We start from the raw sequence: 18,415 nt of genomic DNA, 5'->3' as shown, positions 1-18,415 counted from the left end.
ATCACAGATGGAATCTATTAGAAACATTGCAATTATTGCCCACGTCGATCACGGTAAAACCACTTTGGTTGATAAAATTATGTATCACTGTCAATTATTTCGTGAAAACGAAAACACAGGTGATTTAATCCTAGATAATAACGATTTAGAGCGTGAGAGAGGTATTACAATTACTTCTAAGAACGTATCGGTTCAATATAAAGGAACAAAAATCAATATTATTGACACCCCAGGCCACGCCGATTTTGGTGGTGAAGTAGAACGTGTATTGAACATGGCCGATGGTGTATGTTTGCTAGTTGATGCTTTTGAAGGACCAATGCCTCAAACTCGTTTCGTTTTGCAAAAAGCGATCGATTTAGGATTGAAACCTTGCGTAGTTATCAATAAAGTTGATAAAGAAAACTGTACTCCAGAAGAAGTTCACGAGAAAGTTTTTGATCTAATGTTTGAATTAGGTGCAACTGAAGAGCAATTAGATTTCCCAGCGGTTTACGGTTCTGCTAAGAACAACTGGATGTCTGATGATTGGAGAAATCAAACAGAAAACATTGAACCATTATTAGACATGGTTATCGCTAATGTTCCTGCTCCAAAAGTATCTGAAGGTACTCCTCAAATGTTGATTACATCTTTAGATTTCTCTTCTTTTACAGGTCGTATCGCAATTGGTCGTCTTGAAAGAGGTGTATTGAAAGAAGGAATGCCAATCTCTTTAGTAAAAAGAGACGGTAAAGTAATCAAATCTAGAATTAAAGAATTACACACTTTTGAAGGTTTAGGCCGTAGAAAAGTAGATCAAGTTATTGCTGGAGATATTTGTGCTGTTGTAGGTATTGAAGGATTTGAAATTGGTGATACTATCGCTGACTTCGAAAACCCAGAAGCTTTACAAACTATCGCTATCGATGAGCCAACAATGAGTATGTTGTTTACAATTAACGATTCTCCTTTCTTTGGTAAAGAAGGTAAATTTGTTACTTCTAGACATATTCGTGAAAGATTGACAAAAGAGCTTGAGAAAAACTTAGCAATGAAAGTTGGAGAGACTGATTCTGCTGATAAATTCATGGTTTTTGGTCGTGGTGTGTTACACTTATCTGTTCTTATTGAAACAATGAGAAGAGAAGGGTATGAGCTTCAAATTGGTCAGCCGCAAGTTATCATCAAAGAAGTTGATGGTGTTAAATGTGAGCCAATTGAGGAATTAACTATTGACTTGCCAGAAAACCTTTCAGGTAGAGCAGTTGAATTCGTTACTATCCGTAAAGGTGAAATGCTTTCTATGGAAGGTAAAGGAGAGCGTATGATTATTAAATTTAATATTCCATCTCGTGGAATTATTGGTTTAAGAAATCAATTGCTTACTGCTACTGCTGGTGAAGCTATCATGGCACACCGTTTCATTGGATATGAGCCTTACAAAGGAGAAATTCCTGGACGTAACAACGGTTCATTAATCTCTATGGAAAACGGAAAAGCAATTCCTTACTCTATCGATAAGTTACAAGATCGTGGTAAATTCTTTGTTGATCCTAACGAAGATATTTATGAAGGTCAGGTTATTGGAGAAAACACTCGTAGCGACGATATGACTGTTAACGTTACTAAAACGAAAAAACTTTCTAACGTACGTTCTTCTGGAGCTGATGATAAAGCTAGAATTATTCCAGCTGTCAAATTCTCATTAGAAGAAGCTTTAGAGTATATTCAAAAAGATGAGTATGTTGAAGTTACTCCAAAATCTCTTCGTTTAAGAAAGATTTATTTAAGTGAAACTGATAGAAAAAGATATAAAATCTAATTAGTTTTCAATTTTAATATAAAAATCCCAAATTCCGTATGGAGTTTGGGATTCTTTTTTTATTATAAAATTGAGTTACTTGGAATTTACCTTTTCAACGAAAAATGACCTTTACTTTCTCGCTGATCGCTTAATTTTAAAGTATACCAATAATCATCTGATGGTAATGGAATTCCTTGAAATGTTCCATCCCAGCCGTTGTCAAATGTGGTTAATTGTTTTAGTAATTTTCCATATCTGTCATAAATATAAATTTTGGAATTTTTATATTCATTGCCATTCAATCCAATGATATTCCAATAATCATTAAAACCATCATTATTGGGTGTGAAAAATTGTGGAACACCAATTACGGCTACTGTTTTACTGACCAGTCCACAATTCTTTTTATCATTAATATAGACTTCATAAATTCCAGATTTTATATTTTCAAATACATTTGAATCTTGAAAAGGACCGTTTGGAGTATTTAAACTAAATTCATAATCTCCGCTTCCAGAAACATTTATCTTAATTTTATTAGAATTATCAATTTGTAAATCGACAACTTCAACGCTTTCTATAGTTGCAATGTTTGAAGATACAACCTGAATTATTCTCGTTTTAGAACAATTATTTTTGTTGAAGACTGTTACAGTATAAATTCCGCTGGTATTGACTTCGATATTTGATGCTGTTTTGTCCAATATTTCAACACCGTCTTTTTTCCAGACGTATACAAAGTCACTTAATGTATTAATGTCTTTTATTCCAGCATCTAATTGGGCAAAATAAGAAGAATCATTATCGCAGACATTTGTTGTTGTACCAATAATTTCTATATCGGGTAATCGGATGACTTCTAATTTAATTTTACTGATTCCAAAACATTCATTTCCTTCTTCAATTCTTGCATAGACAAAATCATTATAAGGGACTTTGTTGTTATATTGTGAAGGTGTCTGAATCTGATTTTGTTCTAATAAAGCATCATTTTCTGTAGCGTAATATTTTAATTCTTGAGTGTTTGTGAAAGGAATATTTGCGTTGGTTAAATTAAAGGTATGTATGCCATCTTCATTTTCATCATCATCACAAGCAATATCCAATAGATAAGTTTGTACCGAAATTACATTGGTTTTTAAATTTAAGGTAGAGATGCTGCTACATTTAGTTTGTAAATTAGTGATTCTGGCAAACACAATTTGAGGATTGCTACTATTGGTATACTCTGTAGACAATTGATCTGTATTGCTTTCAGCATCGGTCTTACTTATAAAAAAAGAAGTTTCAAGATCAGGATTATTATTGGTCAAAGCTGCATTTGCTTCTTTTAAATTGAACAACACAAAACCATTAGCATTTTCACCAGAATCACATTGTACAAGACTGACATTGTTTACTGGCGGTAAAGGATTTATAGTAATTTTTACTTCTGCTACAGATGCGCTGAGCTGGCTATTAAAGGCTTTTATAAATACCGATTGCTCAAATGGTGTAATGCTGTTAAAAAGATTTGGCAATTGATTGCTGTTATTATCAGCATCGCTTTGAGTTAAATAATAATTGATAGTTAAACCAGAAACATCAGCATTATCAAAAACTACTTTTGTTACTTGATCAAAATCAATTTTCGTTTTTCCATCGAATGGATTTGCATCATTTTCATCACAAACTTCAACCTTGTTATTCGGAAAAACAACTTTGTCATTTATTTTAATTGTAAAAGAAGCAGTATTATAACATTGTGTAATCGTGTTTGTTGCTCTCACAAAAATAGTTTCGGGACTTGTAGTGTTTCTGTAAGCAGTTGGATCTGCTATTGGATTGCTATTAATAATAGCATCATTTTCAGAAGTATGATAAGTAATTTTTACTCCTGTTTGAGATCCTGTTATTTTTGGAGAATTTGCTGTCAAATCAAAAATTAATGAAGAATTTGCCTGTCCAGAAAAGTCAGATTTTGTAATATTCAAATCACTTAAAACAGGAACGCTGATACTTGGTGCATCATCAAATGTTGCTGTGCCCAGCCATTCTAAAGAAAAATTACTAATTCCGACAGGCCTGTCAATTACAATAAAATAAGATTCTCCAGCATTTGCGTTAATCCATTTGATATACCCGTCTCCAAGTTCAGCAGGACCTTCAGACGTGTCAAAATAATCAGCTGTCATTCCCGTATGGTTGTAGGTGAGTTTTGCCATATTAGGATTTGTGGTAGAACAGCGAATGGGAAATGTTAATGAAGTACATTTTGCATCTGGGCCAAATACAAAAAAATCAAAATCTTCGTTAAGATCAGAACTTTCAGGTTTTATAATAAAACCAAACGTTCCAGAAGTTTTAATTGAAATTTTTAACCATACGCTATTATTTTCTCTAGAACCACAGCTGTTTTCTCCTGTAATTTCTTGAACGTTTCCGGCGCCTTGTATACTTAAACCTTTAAAACCAGAATTGCCGCAAACTACAATTGCATCGATGCAATCATTTTGCGAATAAATATTTGTAGAAAGTAAAAAAAGAAAGAGTACAGTTTTACATAAATTCATCTTATAAGAATTTAAAGTAAATATAAGATAAATTTGATGTTTTGTATTTTTTTATGCTTTACTTTTTAAATTGTTTTAAGCTTTTAGTAAAGAATTAGTTAAAATTCTACTTTACCTTTTCAAGCTGAAATGACCTTTAACATTTTTTCCATTAATGAATTGAAGGGTAAACCAATAATCATCCGACGGCAATTGTTGTCCGTTGAATATTCCGTTCCAGCCTAAACTGTTTTGAGTCATTTGTTTTAACAATTTACCATAACGGTCAAAAATTGAAATACTATAATCAGGCATTTCTTCAATATTTTTGATTGCCCATAAGTCGTTATATCCGTCGCCATTGGGAGTAAAAAATCTAGGATAATCTAACACATAGACTACAAACGAATTAGATATTCCGCAGCCATTTTTGTCTCGGGCAATTGCATTATAAATACCTGGATTTACTTGTGTAAATGTTGGATCATCTTGAAAAACAGAGCCTTCTAGAGAGAATTCATAATTTCCAACTCCAGTATATTGAATTAATACCGTATTATCTACCCCAGAAAAATCTTTTACGTCGGCTCCTGTAATTACTGCAGGCTCAGATAGAATGACTTTAAATTTTTTAGTTTTTTGACAATTATTAATATCAGTTACTGTAACAGAATAATCTCCAGCCGTGTCAATTAGTATTGAATTTGTAGTGTTACCATTTGACCAAGTATAGCTTTGAAAGCCAGCATCAACCGTTAATGTTATCTGATCACCTTTGCATAAATACAGTGTTTCATCTTCAAAATTAGGCGGATCAAAAGTGTGGACAATTAATTCTATTGGAGCTATATCATAACAATCAGGACCATTTGCTGCTCGAGCATAAATAGTCTGACTATTTGGCGTTGTATTTTTAAAAATATTAGGCAGTACGTTTGTTTCTGTTATCGCATCATTTGCTGTCAAATAATAATTGATAATCAATCCTGCCGGTAATCCTGTCAAGATTTGTGGTGTTACTTCAGAATTCAAATCAAATTGGTACAAACCGTCTTGAGTATCGTCACCATCACAAGTTGCAATTGGAGATTGATCGGGAATAATTGAATTAGAAATGTTTAAAGCAATTTGTGGAGTAGTATAACAACCAAAGGAATTCTCTATTCTTGCATAAACAATTTGATTCGGAGCTTTATTGGTGTAACTCTCTGGATTTACAATTGGATTTGTTTTGGTTTGTGCATTTGCTAAGTTCTCATAGTATCCTTGATTGATAATTTGCGTATTATTGTTTTTCACAATATTAGCGGTCTTCGTCAAATTAAAAATTGAAATTCCGTCAGTATTATCATCACATTGCAATAAAGAAGTATTTGTTGAGACTATTTCTGGCGTAAATTCGATTGTTATCTCCCCAACTGAAACGCAAGTTGTGCCGTTTAATGTAGCTTCTACTTTATAAGTTCCCGATGTAATTACAGCATATGTAGAAGTTATGGCGCCAGATAGTTGTATATAATTATTAGAATCGTCTTTTTTAAACCATTTAAAATTGTAATCAGAAGTGCTTAATTTGGTGTCTAAAACGAAATTTTCTCCAAAACATACAGGATTATTATTAGCAGCCGTTCTATCTTGTCCAAAATTTATTCGGGTTACAAAACTTCCGGCTTGTATAAAAACAGCCGAGTTATATTGTCTGGTTTCATCATCTGCAATAACCAATTTTAGATGATATTTTTTATTAGGAACTACATCTGTATAAGCATTCATTACAACGGTTTGCCCCGCATAATTTATTGGACTTACTGCAGAATTATAACCATTAAAATAAGTTTCATTTTCAGCATCACATCCTTTTACTATTCCTTCTGGAGTTGTAATCGGATTTATTTTAGGATGCACAGTTGTCGCAGAAACTGCCGTAGTTAAATTTGGTAGAACTGCTAAATTTTTATAATCTTCGGAACTTCCAACTTCCTTAATTAAAAAGGCAAAACCATCTGAATAAATGCATGGATAATTGAACTGATATTCATTTGAAGCAAACAGATAATTAAAGCTGATAGAATTCGTCAAAGCAGTAAAGTCAAATTCTAATACTGTTGCTTGTCTGCTATTGTTAATGCCCAATGCTCTATTTAAGTCATTATCACCGTTCCACGATTGTACTTGTACACCTTTAGAATCTGCTTGGTTGTAAGGACCTTCTGCATTTTGACTTGGCGAAGTACTTAGAACAAGTCCGCCCGAAAAAGGAAAATTAGTTCCTGCGGTGAAGGAAGCATAACTTTGACCATTTGCGGACGGATTTCCTGAAGCGCTTACATTGTCAATAGCAATACAAGAACTATTGATTAAAATATTTTGAACTAAATCTGCAGGCGTGATATTTGGATTAACAGTAATATTTTGAGCACTGGTCTTATGCATGACACAGGACAGCAGAAATAAAACAATTAAGATTTTAAAATGCTTCATAGTATAACAAATATACTATAAATCTCTATTTTTTAATAGTTTGTAAGAAAAATATACAAATAGGAAAGTCCATGTTAAAACGATTAAAACTGTAAAGTAATTTACGCTGTAATCCATATCTGTATCGATTCCCATTTGTGAACCGATATTCTTAATAACAGATAATCTAGGTCCTGGATTAACAATTAAATTTGACATAGATTCTAACGGAAAAAACTGCATAACTTTTTCGCCAGTATTACTGTCTGGGAAAATTTTAAAAGCCAATACACCTTTTGCAATTCCTTCAATTATACTCCAAACCAAAAGAAATCCTAATGCAAATGCGGAGCGTTTTACCAGAATCCCAAGAAATAAACAGAAAGAAAAGAATCCCGTTAATTTTACAAAAAAAGCTAGAAGGTAATCTAAATCACTAAAAATAATATCAAATTCAGTATAAGAAGAAAAAAACAATCCCAGAATTAAACTCATAATAAAAACGAAAACTGTCGAACCGAAAGCAAATAAAACCACGGTTAAAAATTTAGACAGAATAAATTCTTTTTTGCTTAAACCGTCAATCAAGTTTTGTTTTAAAGTTCCGTAACTGTATTCATTAGCCATCATAGAAACAATTACAATAGCCAGAAAAAATTTAAGAATAGCTGCAACATAGGTATTAAAATGCCAGATAAAAGGGAAGTTGAAAATTCCCATTTCTGCTAAATGAAATTTAAAAACGCCAATGTCAAATTTTATGGCTGCAATTAGTGCTATAAAAGAAAGTAAGATAAAATAAGTTAGTGTTAATATACGGCTGGCTTTATTCATCCAGATTTTTTGTAATTCTATAGAGATAAGTCTTTTCATGGCTTGGTTAGTTTTTTGGATGAGTGTTTTTGGTTAATTCTAAAAATTGCGCTTCCAAACTATTTTTACGTTTTACCAAGTGACTTAAAATTATATTTTTGGAAAATAAAAATTGATTCAATTCTGAAGCTGACAAATCTGATTTTAAATACACTAAAACTTTTCCGTCTTCATCCTTAATTTGACTTACGGCATTGTGATCTTTTAAAGCTGATTTTAATGACTCATTATCATTCGAAGAAATTTCAAAGAAACCTTCATTAGATGACATTCCATCGACGGAACCTGAGTATAAAACTTCGCCTTTTCTTAAAACAATTACATGCGAACAAACTTTTTCAACTTCATCTAATAAATGTGATGCCAGTAAAATAGTAGTTCCCTGAGAAGCAATTTTTTTAATAATATCTCGAATCTGATGAATTCCCTGCGGATCTAATCCGTTAGTTGGTTCATCTAAAATTAAAATTTCCGGATCATTTAAAAGTGCAGATGCAATGGCCAGACGCTGTTTCATTCCCAACGAAAAAGTACTGAATTTGCTATCTTTTCTTTCATCCAAACCAACCAATTCCAGCTTTTCATTAACTTTAGAATAATTGATATTTTTGATTTTGCAGACCAATTTCAGGTTTTGCTCAGCAGTCATATAAGGATAAAAGTTTGGTCGTTCTATAATTGCGCCAACCTTTTTTAAAGCTTCATGCGTTTCTACATTGCCGTCAAACCAGCGATAATTACCAGAAGATTTATTAACAACATTCAATACAATTCCTAATGTAGTTGATTTTCCGCTTCCGTTTGGGCCAAGAATGCCATAAACACGGCCTTTTTGTATAGTAAAAGATACATTTTTTAAAGCCTGAATTCGGCCGTATCTTTTGTTCAGATTCTCAATGGTTAATATGGTTTCCAAATTTTTCTGGTTTTAGTTTTTAAGTATGACGAGACAAATTGATTTTTGTTACTTTAAATTCAAACTTTAATCGTATTGACGTAAATTTGTAATAAAGATATTCAAAATGAGCGAGCCATTAATGGTTTTAAAAAAACCGTCCTATCCTTTAACACTGCAACTTTTAAACTATTTAGAGCGATACGAACGTATTTCTAAAGTTTCTGTGTTTTATGATGACTTGCTTCGTTTTTCGGGCTCGATAAATGTTTACGATAAAAATGATAATGATACTCTTTGGATTCGTGTATATTACAGCGAATTTGAGCGCAATGAAATTGATTTAAACCTAAAAAGAATTTATTCTCTTCTTCATTCTGATGGTAACAGCGAGATTATCCAGTTCCTGAATATTGATGCGATTGATTATTGTACATTCGGAAATTCCAAACCTTTTAGAATTAAAGTTCGAAATATCCTCAACGATAATTACGTTCATTTCTACATTAAAAAAGCCGATGCTTCTCGAATTTATGGTTTAGAATTGGAAGATATTCTTTCGCCAGATAAAATCAATTTTTTGGTTTATAAAGATACTTTGATCGAAGAACACATTATAGGAATTCCAGGTGATGTTTTTATGGATACTTTGTTGGATAGTTGTTCTGAAACTGAAAAAGCGCAGATTGCAAAAGAATTTGTGAAGTTTAACGAACGTTGTATGATTCGTCTTTTGGGTGATATGCGTGCGTACAATTATGTAATTGTCCCAATTCACGATTTTGATCAAGTAGTTTACAAAATTCGCCCAATCGATTTTGACCAGCAATGTTATGAGGGAAATTTCAAAGTATATCGTCCTCAGTTTTTCAAAGAAAATTATCCAATGATTCAGCTTATCAAAGAAAAATTGGAAGAGCGTTCTATAATTCAATACAAAGATGAAGAAAGAGCGATTTTGGCCAAGCGTATTCATTCCGCAGAAAATCGAATTAAAAAGCTCTTGAATATAATGTGTCACGATACCATTTCGACAGAAGAACATCTGAATCAATTAAAAATGGAATTGTACCGATATACTAACGATATGAAATTTAAAAATGCCAAATCGATGGGACATATTATGCACGCGGCATTTGAGTTTATTATCCGTAATTTTAAAAACACAAACTTAGTTTAGAATTAACATCCAATTATGTAAGTTCATTAAATCAACTCTTAAATTGACTGATATAACTTATATGGTTTAAGAAGAAAATATAATCTTATGAAAAAATCTTTTTTAGTATTCGCGTCTTTAGTTTTATTGGCTTGTCAGCAACAGTCAGGGAATGATTTGAAGACACTTTATTCGCTTCCGAAAAAATTAAAAGAAGTTTCAGGAATAACTTATTTCCCCGAAACAAGTACAATTTATACCTTAGAAGACAGCGGTAATAAAAATGCAATTTATGCGATTGATTCTAAAGGAAAATTAGAAAAAACAATTACAATCTCTAATGCAGAAAATATCGATTGGGAAGATATCACAAGAGATAAAACTGGAAATATTTATATTGGTGATTTTGGAAATAATGATAATGAACGTAAAGATTTATGTATTTATAAAGTTGCTAAAAGCGAATTAAACAAAGATTTGGCTAAAGCCGAATATAAAATCTCATTTTCGTATCCAGAACAAACCGAATTTCCTCCAAAGAAAAAAGAAATGTTTTTTGATGTTGAAGGCTTTTTTGAACAGGGCGGTTACTTTTATCTTTTTACAAAAAACAGAAGCAAAGGTTTCGATGGAACTGCTTTTATTTACAAAATCAAAAATGCATCTGGAACTCAAAAAGCAGTAAGAATTGGCGAATTTAAAACTTGCAATAATTACAATCATTGTGTTTTAACGAGTGCCACAATTAGCCCTGACGGAAAAAAAGTAGCGTTGTTGAGCCATGATAAAGTTCTTTTATTTAAAGGTTTCAAAGGAGATTTATTCCACAAAGGAACTCACACAGAAATAAACCTAAACCATTTTTCTCAAAAAGAAGCCATCGTTTTTAAAGACAACAACACCTTACTTATTGCCGACGAAAAAACGAATAAAGTAGGAGGGAATGTTTATGAGTTTAAATTAAAATGATAAAAGGTTCTGAGAGGCTAAGATTCTAAGGTTCTGAGTTTTTCTTAGAAATCAAAAATGATAATAAAAAGTTAGCCACGAATTACGCCAATTCCCATGAATGATATTAAAAAAATCAATGAAAATTAATGTAATTCGTGGCCAAAAAATCTTAGAACCTTAGCATCTCAGAACCTTAGAACCTCTTTAAAAACTATATGCCGCGCCAAAAATAACTCTTCCTATTTCATCTGGAGATTTAAAATAAGAGATTCTGGCAGTTAAAACATTAATGGCATTTAGCCAAAGTCCGCCGCCGTAATCGTGATGCCATTTTTTAGAATCTTCTCCGTCCAGCCAAACTCTTCCGTAGTCGAAACCGCCTAAAATTCCGTAGGTAAATGGAGCAATTGTTTTTCTAATTCTGCCCAAACTTAAACGTAAATCAGAACTTTGAGAAAAATACGAACTTCCTAAAAAGCGTTCATTTCTAAAACCACGTAAATCAGTGTCACCGCCTAAAGCAGCACCTTGATAGAATTCGAAATTATTATTCAAAATTGCTTTTCCTTTGAAATAAGTTGCTAAAACCAATTTTCCGTTGTGATCAATTTTATGCGTGAATCCTAAGAAACTTTCAATAGTTGGAAAATTTTGTTTTGTTTCAGATAAATTTGTGGTCCAAGTCGCAGCGACCATAAAAGCCATTCCTAAAGTTGGTTTCGCTGCAAAATCAGAATTTTTGAAAAGATATTTTACTTTCAGTCCACCATAATTCTGAGTGTCAAAAACATTTGGATTCACAATATTTGGAATGTCAATGTATCTATCTTCAGTTTGCTCAACCGTCATTCTTTGAAACATTGGCTGTATGCTAAATTCGCTTCCATATCTTCCAACATGTCTTATGGCTCCTGAAGCATTAAATTTTCTGATTCTAACACGGTTATAATCTAAGCTAACGTCATCATCATATTGCGATTCATTTCCGTATCCAAAATAATTCATAGCAAAATTTGGAGTTGTATACAACGATTCAACATCAATAACCCATTTTCCTAATAAACCTGGGAAATGTGCTGCATAATTAAATTCTAAACCGCCTGTCGCAAAGTAGTAAAAAGCATTTAAAACATGTCTTTGTGTATAAGGATTCTGTTTGAAATTGTTAACAGTATAATTTAAATTGATACCTACTTTTACACCGTCATCTGGATTAAAACCAATGTTAGGAAGACCAGAAACGACATTATATTTCGGTTTTTCATAATTATATAAGTTAACATCATAATCGTCAGTTAACTGCGTTTGAGTTTTTGAATCTAAATTATAAGTGTTTTCTTTTGATTTAAAATCGTAAACAATAACCTTTCTTCCGTTTTCGATATTATAAGTATCATTGTTTTGGCCGCCTATTAAGCGAACTTTAATTTTCGATTTCTGATCTCCTTTTACTTCAAAAATATCATTATCATCTAAACCATAAATCCATAAATTTTTGGTTTTAGCATCAGTTACTGTTTTTGAATATTGTAATTCGTCACCTTCTTTTTTAACTCTGTAAACTTGAATTTCAATACTTTTTTTAGCATCGTGATTCAATACAAATTTGTCTTTCTTATCAGTACCAGCAATCATAACTGTTTTACTTAAAACATCAGAATAACGTGATGCATATTTTTGAAGTTCTCTTTTTCTGTTTTTCAGTTTGGCTATAATTTCATTAACAGTTCCATCCTGAACTTCTTTTGGCATTTTTTTGAAAGCATTTTCAATTTCGGTGTCAGATAAATTTTCCTGAATAAATTTTGCCTGCTCAATCCATTCTTTTTCTCCAGAAGTTCTTAAAAAAGCCAGATCCATTGGATAAGGTTCCCTGCTTAACCATTTTACATTGTCAATTTTATACTTAAAAGTTCGCATATGACGAAGCGCAGGAATGTTCATTAATAAGGAAAGCAAAGTTCCATCATATTTCGCAAAAGCTTGATCACGATCTCTAGGAATCGGTCTGTAGATTACTTTACCATCTTTTTTATATTCTGCCCAGCGCCATTGATCGCTATGTCTGTCCCAATCGCCAATAAGCATATCAAACAAACGGGCTTTTATATATTCTTTTTCATCAACCGAATATTTTTCATCCTTATGAAGATTGGTCATCAGATCATCTGTACCAATTATATTACTTGGATTTCCGAAATTTTTTCCATCCAGATGATTATCAGCAGGTCTTTCTTCAACCATATACAATTGGTCTCCAAAACCAGAATTAAATTCACCTAAACCTTTCTGTCTCGGAATATAATATAAAACTGGATTAGTGTGCAAAAGACCAATTTGATCAGACATGCTTCCAATTACAAACGGAGCGTAAGGATGAGAAGTGGTGTAAAAATCAAACAAGAAATTTTCTGCGTATGTGTCTTCAAAATCATTTACTACATATTGATCTTTAAAAGCAACAGATTGTAAAAATACAGTTGCACTTTTTTTCATGCCTCGCATGACATATTCACGACCTTTAGGATCAGACATTCTTAAAGAAACAGATTGATGTCCGCCGCCTTCGCGAATAGGTTTTAGACCGCCCATTAAAGTGTCTACAGTTGCAACTTTCGCCTCAATTGGCATGCTGTAATATTTTCTGTAATGCTGCCCAAATAAAAATTTATGAAACAAACTTTTATTGGTCATTTTCTGTGAATAGATAGAAGTTGTAATTTTTGCAGGGTAACTATTGGGAATATCTGAAGCCCAATTAATTTCTTTTGCCTTTATAATTTCACGTTCAAACAGCAGTTTTTCTTTATTGTTGTCATTTCCGTAGAAAGAGACTTTGGCATCGCCGCTTTTAAATAAAGTTAAGGTTGCATAACCATTTCCTCCATAAGAAAAATCATTTTCATTTATGGCTCTAGCCGCTTCGGATTTTGAACCCGCACCGCTAATAATCTGCTGAATATTTTCTTTGCTGATGAATTGAAGGTTATGATCATGCCCAGAAACTACAATTACATTTTTCTGCTTTTGCAAAAGCGTCTTTATCCTTTTGGCATAAATTGTATATTGTTTATTCTGAATATCCTGTGGACTTACACCAGATGTCTTTCGGAGTAAATTAATAAAAGATCCAATTATTGGAAGTGGGATTTTTTTCTCCAGCGGAAATAATTGTTTTTCTAATGAAAATTGTCCGCCGTGAGTTCCATTGCTTAACAATGGGTGGTGAATTGCCAGAACAACTGTCTTTTCTTGATTTTTATTTAAAATATTTTCCAGTTCATCAAAAAATGCTTCTCTGGTTTTAATATCACAATTATCATTTATTGTCGGGTGATTATCCCAATCTTCTAGAAACCATTCGCTATCAATAGTTACTAACGTTGTAGTACTGTCAATTTTTACATCTTCGATTGGACAAGACTTTCTTGGCATAAATGCTTTTTTGTCATTGAGATGCTTCGTTACAAAATCAGCCTGAAGTTCCAGCCCTTTTATACCGCTGTACCAATCATGATTTCCAGGAATAAAAATAGTTTTTCCCTTAAAACCATCTGCTAATTTTAACTGATTGGTAAGTTTTGTTTCTGCTAAAGCTTTGTCTACCGATTTATTATCGCTGGGAAAACCTTTCGGATAAATGTTATCGCCTAAAAATAGTAAGGTCGATTTCTTGTTGGCTTTTTTAAGCCTTTTGTGTAAAAGCTCAAGCGTTTGCTGTGCTTGTGCTTCATCGGCATTTCCAGCATCGCCGACAAGATAAAATGTTTGCGCAATTTTTATGGTATCTGTTGCGTTTTCATTTTCGTTTGCGCTTACATTTTTGCCATATTGCGGCTTATGCGTAGCACAAGAATTGATCAATGATATAGTAATAATTGCTAATGAATAGTTTTTAATCTTAGCAATAAAATGATTATCCAAAAACAATTTCATAATTTAGTGGTATAAAAATATTCTTTATGAATCTAATAGAACAATCCGAAGATTTCGTCAGTAATTTACTCAAAGATAAACTTTCTAATTTATATTCTTATCATAATTTTAACCATACTTTCACCGTAGTTTCTGCGGTAAAAGAACTGTGTAAAAAAGAAGATGTAGAAGGTGATGATAAAGAAGCACTTCTGGTTGCAGCATGGTTTCACGATGCTGGATATGTTGAAGGATATAACAATCATGAAAAAACGAGTGCTAAAATAGCGGCCGACTTTTTACGCGAAAAAGGAAAATCAGAGGATTTTATTGCGCTTGTTTCGAGTTTGATTTTGGCAACAGTTAAAGAGTACGTACCCAAAACTCATTTAGAAAAGATCATTAGAGACGCAGATTATGCTCATTTAATGGGAGAAGAATACGCTACAACTTGTGAATTATTGCGTTTGGAGCTAAAAAATACTGGAATAGTAAATTTTTCTAATGCCGAATGGACCAGAGAAAATTTGAATTTTTTATTGAATAAGCACCGCTTTTATACTGATTATGCATTGAAAAAATGGCAGCCTTTAAAAGAAAAAAACCTGCTTCTTATTCAGAAAAAAATAAATAAACAGGAGTTGAAGGCGGCAGCTGCGATTGAAGAAGAAAATAAAAAGAAAGAAAAATTAGAAAAACCAGATCGTGGTATTGATACTTTATTTCGTGTTACACTTGGAAATCATACCCGTTTGAGCGGAATCGCCGATAGTAAAGCTAATATTTTATTGTCTGTAAATGCGATTATAATTTCAATTGCATTATCCTCTATAATTCCAAAATTAGATAGTCCGAAAAATGCCCATTTGGTTATTCCGACATTTATAATGCTGATGTCTAGTGTTATTACAATTATTTTTGCGATTCTATCCACACGTCCAAAAGTAACTTCTGGATTTTTTACACGTAATGACGTAGAAGCAAAAAAAGTGAATTTAATGTTCTTTGGAAATTTCTATAAAATGCCTCTCGAAGATTACGATTGGGCAATGAACGAAATGATGAAGGATAGAGATTACTTATATTCTACAATGATCAAAGATTTGTATTACCTCGGATTGGTTTTACAGCGAAAATATAATTTACTTCGAATTGCCTACAATTTTTTCATGTTCGGATTAATTATCACGGTAATCGCGTTTGTGATTGCTTTTAAATCTATTTAAAATTCAAAAATATTTAGACACTGATTTTACGGATTTGCTATCGCGAAAACGCTGATGAAACGGATTTTTAATTTAACCTAAAAAATNAAAAAAAAAGCTCAACTTTTAGTTGAGCTCATCTAATAAATCTTGATAAGTAATCTTTTTTACTCCTGGATTTGAATTGTTATTGATCACTTTGACACGAATAGCTCTCAAACCAGAAACACCTTGAAGATCTTCAACTTCAAATTGTTCTATCGAAGGTTCTAGAATTTTCTTGTGCTGTAAGTATTTAATATATTTTAAATATTCTGCTTCTTCGCTGTTTTGAGAATAAACAATTGTGATTTTTTCTTTCTCTGTAATTCTTTCGTTTGTTCCTTTAATGTTCGATTTGTCAATTCGTTTTTTAACGACTTCATATCTTGCATTATAAGTTCCGTCCACATCAAAGCGTTTTTCATCCATTCTAAAACGAATTGAAAGCGGAGAACTGAAAACCAGAATCAATGACGTCACATCTAATTCATAAGGAAGTGATTCCTTAAGTTCATGATGCTCCAATTCCATTTCGCATAAAGTCTGCAACTGCCACAAACGAAGATTATGCAGGTACATAATATCAAATGGTTTGGTTGGGGAAATTGAAGCTCCGATATACAAATTGTGTTCCACACCATCCGTTTTAAAACGCTCGTAATAATGCGGATAAATTTGCTGCGCTTCAACTTGTTTTTTATCTAAAACCGTTGCCAGTCTTTTATTGATAATAGACATTGCATTGTCAAATTTCTTTCTTTCCTGATAAAACATTCCTGTTTTTTCGTCCAGACTTTCAAAGTAAAGTTTTTCTAATTTTTCGTTTTTAGCGTTGCTTTTTGTGTTTTTAAGGATCGGGTGAATTTCTTCTTCGATATAACGTTGGATATGCTGTTCCGTATCAGCTTTTAGAGGGAAATCTAGTTCACTTCGAAGGGATTCTAATTCAAATTTTCTTTGTTCCAAAAGAACCAAATTAGAATTCGGATCCTGATTTTCGAAAATTTCTAAAAGAGCTGTAAGCTGGCTTTTTAAATCAGTTTTTACCGTTTCGTTTCGGTGTTCTGAAGAACTTTTAATATCAATTTGTCCATAAAGCGGAAACACATTTTTAAATACAATCTCTTTAAAAATATAATCTTTTGTATGATTTAAATTTTGAAAATAGTTCTGCGATTCTTTTTTGAATTTCCAGTAAACACTTGGGTGAATCGTAGTGTACTCACGTTGAATAATTGCTTCAACCTGATGCTGCATGTCTGTATTGTAGCGATCAATTGTATCAGTTAAATACGGAAGTACTAATTCTAGTTTTGTAGCATTCACACTATTTAAATCTCTTGGATTTTCAGAAACCAATTCGACAACACCCAGTAAATGTCCGTTTCTAATAACGGGAGCAAAAATACAGCTGTTAATGTTTTGCGATAAAAGATGCTCTCCCAGTCTTTTGTTTGTCGATTCTTCTGTAAATTTAGTAACATTAGAAATCACAAAAGGTTCTTTATTATCTAACAAATTTTCAAACGAACATCCAAAAAAAGCATTTTTACAATCGACTTCCTGATCGGCAGAAAGTAAAAAGCTTTTAAGCTGGTTTTCGTATTTTGCCGGTCTAATAAATTTTTCTTCTTCAGGATTGTAAATAATAAACCCAACTTTTAATTTTGGAAGATTAAAAATAGACTGGAAAATATTAGAAACTTCCTGATCTGTTGTAACTGTTTTAGCTCCAGGTTTCAACAAATTACTTTTCAATGTAGAAATGGCACTTTCTGTCGTAGCATCAAATAAAGAAACAATTCCGAAACCTCTTAAGATCCAGCTTCCTTTTGGGAATTTAGATTTCCACAGATTAATATCGCCGTAATTATCAATCAGCTGATCGATATCTTCCTGAGTTAACACAATAGCATTTTCAGTCGGAATAATTTCCATGAAATCTGCATTGTACAAAATACGATAATGTTTTTCGACACCGCTTTCGTCTGGGATATCATAGAAAAATGGTTTGTTGAAATCAATATGCTGTTTGTAATAACTGCTCAAAATCAAACAGCAGTTATTAATGTAAAATTGATGTTCGTCGAAATCACGAATTTCCATATAAAATTCGTCTCCAGCGTTTTTTAGAATTTTTTTGAAACGTTCTGTATAATTGAAGGAAATGTTTTGAAATGGAATTGTAACTGCTTTTATTTCGTTGTGCGTTAAAGCTGTTGGGAATAAATCGGCTAAAATATTTTTAATTAAAGCTTCATTATCTTTAATAACCGAATAATCTTGAATCCCAGTTCTTAATTCCGGGATAGATTCAATTTGTTTTAAAATAGCTTTTGCGTAATTCGATCTGTAATCAACGTCTGATAAAGCAATTTCTTCAAAAGATTCAATTAGCTTATGAAATGATATAATGGTAGTGAAGGGACTTTCTTTAAAAAATTGAATATCCATCTTAGTTTATTTTTAATGCAAAATTAATGATAAATTAAGAATGATCGACATTTTATGATTTCTTTCGTCTATGAAAGTATAAAATTTATTTTTAAAAGCAAAAAAACCTCAAAGCCAAAGCTTTGAGGTTTTTTATCAGTAAGT

At 32.2% G+C, this 18,415-nt stretch carries 10 protein-coding genes; 4 read left to right on the top strand and 6 right to left on the bottom strand.

Annotated elements, in window-relative coordinates; translation table 11 throughout:
* The first annotated feature begins 7 nt into the window (after positions 1–7).
* The gene (typA, locus tag ASE40_RS10140) at positions 8–1,804 is read left to right on the top strand and encodes a translational GTPase TypA (protein ID WP_057116831.1); all 1,797 of its coding nucleotides are present in this window, start codon (positions 8–10) and stop codon (positions 1,802–1,804) included.
* Positions 1,805–1,890: 86 nt separating this feature from the next.
* On the opposite strand, the gene ASE40_RS10135 is transcribed toward typA, so the two are convergent.
* From ASE40_RS10135 to ASE40_RS10120, 4 genes are all read right to left on the bottom strand, one after another.
* The gene (locus ASE40_RS10135) at positions 1,891–4,338 is read right to left on the bottom strand and encodes a T9SS type B sorting domain-containing protein (protein WP_057116830.1); all 2,448 of its coding nucleotides are present in this window, start codon (positions 4,336–4,338) and stop codon (positions 1,891–1,893) included.
* 111 nt (positions 4,339–4,449) lie between these two features.
* Positions 4,450–6,750 (bottom strand): T9SS type B sorting domain-containing protein, encoded by a 2,301-nt coding sequence (locus ASE40_RS10130; RefSeq protein WP_241774353.1) that lies wholly within the window; start codon positions 6,748–6,750, stop codon positions 4,450–4,452.
* A gap of 63 nt (positions 6,751–6,813) precedes the next feature.
* Positions 6,814–7,650: an ABC transporter permease gene (locus ASE40_RS10125; RefSeq protein WP_057116828.1), complete on the bottom strand. Its 837-nt coding sequence runs from the start codon at positions 7,648–7,650 to the stop codon at positions 6,814–6,816.
* Positions 7,651–7,657: 7 nt separating this feature from the next.
* On the bottom strand, positions 7,658–8,566 hold the full coding sequence (locus tag ASE40_RS10120; RefSeq protein WP_057116827.1) for an ABC transporter ATP-binding protein: 909 nt from the start codon (positions 8,564–8,566) through the stop codon (positions 7,658–7,660).
* Between the two features lie 106 nt (positions 8,567–8,672).
* On the opposite strand from ASE40_RS10120, the gene ASE40_RS10115 reads away from it, so the two are divergent.
* Complete coding sequence (locus tag ASE40_RS10115) at positions 8,673–9,725, top strand: hypothetical protein (protein WP_057116826.1); 1,053 nt, start codon at positions 8,673–8,675, stop codon at positions 9,723–9,725.
* Between the two features lie 87 nt (positions 9,726–9,812).
* Positions 9,813–10,673: a hypothetical protein gene (locus tag ASE40_RS10110; RefSeq protein WP_057116825.1), complete on the top strand. Its 861-nt coding sequence runs from the start codon at positions 9,813–9,815 to the stop codon at positions 10,671–10,673.
* Between the two features lie 186 nt (positions 10,674–10,859).
* Here the strand turns inward: ASE40_RS10110 and ASE40_RS10105 are convergent, their stop codons facing one another.
* Positions 10,860–14,591, bottom strand: a complete 3,732-nt coding sequence (locus ASE40_RS10105; RefSeq protein WP_057116824.1) for a metallophosphoesterase — start codon at positions 14,589–14,591, stop codon at positions 10,860–10,862.
* A gap of 26 nt (positions 14,592–14,617) precedes the next feature.
* Between ASE40_RS10105 and ASE40_RS10100 the strand changes: the two genes are divergently transcribed.
* Entirely contained in the window at positions 14,618–15,796 is a 1,179-nt protein-coding gene (locus ASE40_RS10100) for a Pycsar system effector family protein (protein WP_057116823.1), read from the top strand.
* Positions 15,797–15,901: 105 nt separating this feature from the next.
* Here ASE40_RS10100 and ASE40_RS10095 read toward each other — a convergent pair whose 3' ends face one another.
* Positions 15,902–18,271, bottom strand: a complete 2,370-nt coding sequence (locus ASE40_RS10095; protein WP_057116822.1) for a GAF domain-containing protein — start codon at positions 18,269–18,271, stop codon at positions 15,902–15,904.
* Positions 18,272–18,415: the final 144 nt, after the last annotated feature.

The organism is Flavobacterium sp. Root935 (assembly GCF_001429295.1).
Classification (GTDB): domain Bacteria; phylum Bacteroidota; class Bacteroidia; order Flavobacteriales; family Flavobacteriaceae; genus Flavobacterium.
Note: the sequence above shows the minus strand (reverse complement) of the source record. Positions and strands in the feature narration are given on the sequence as shown.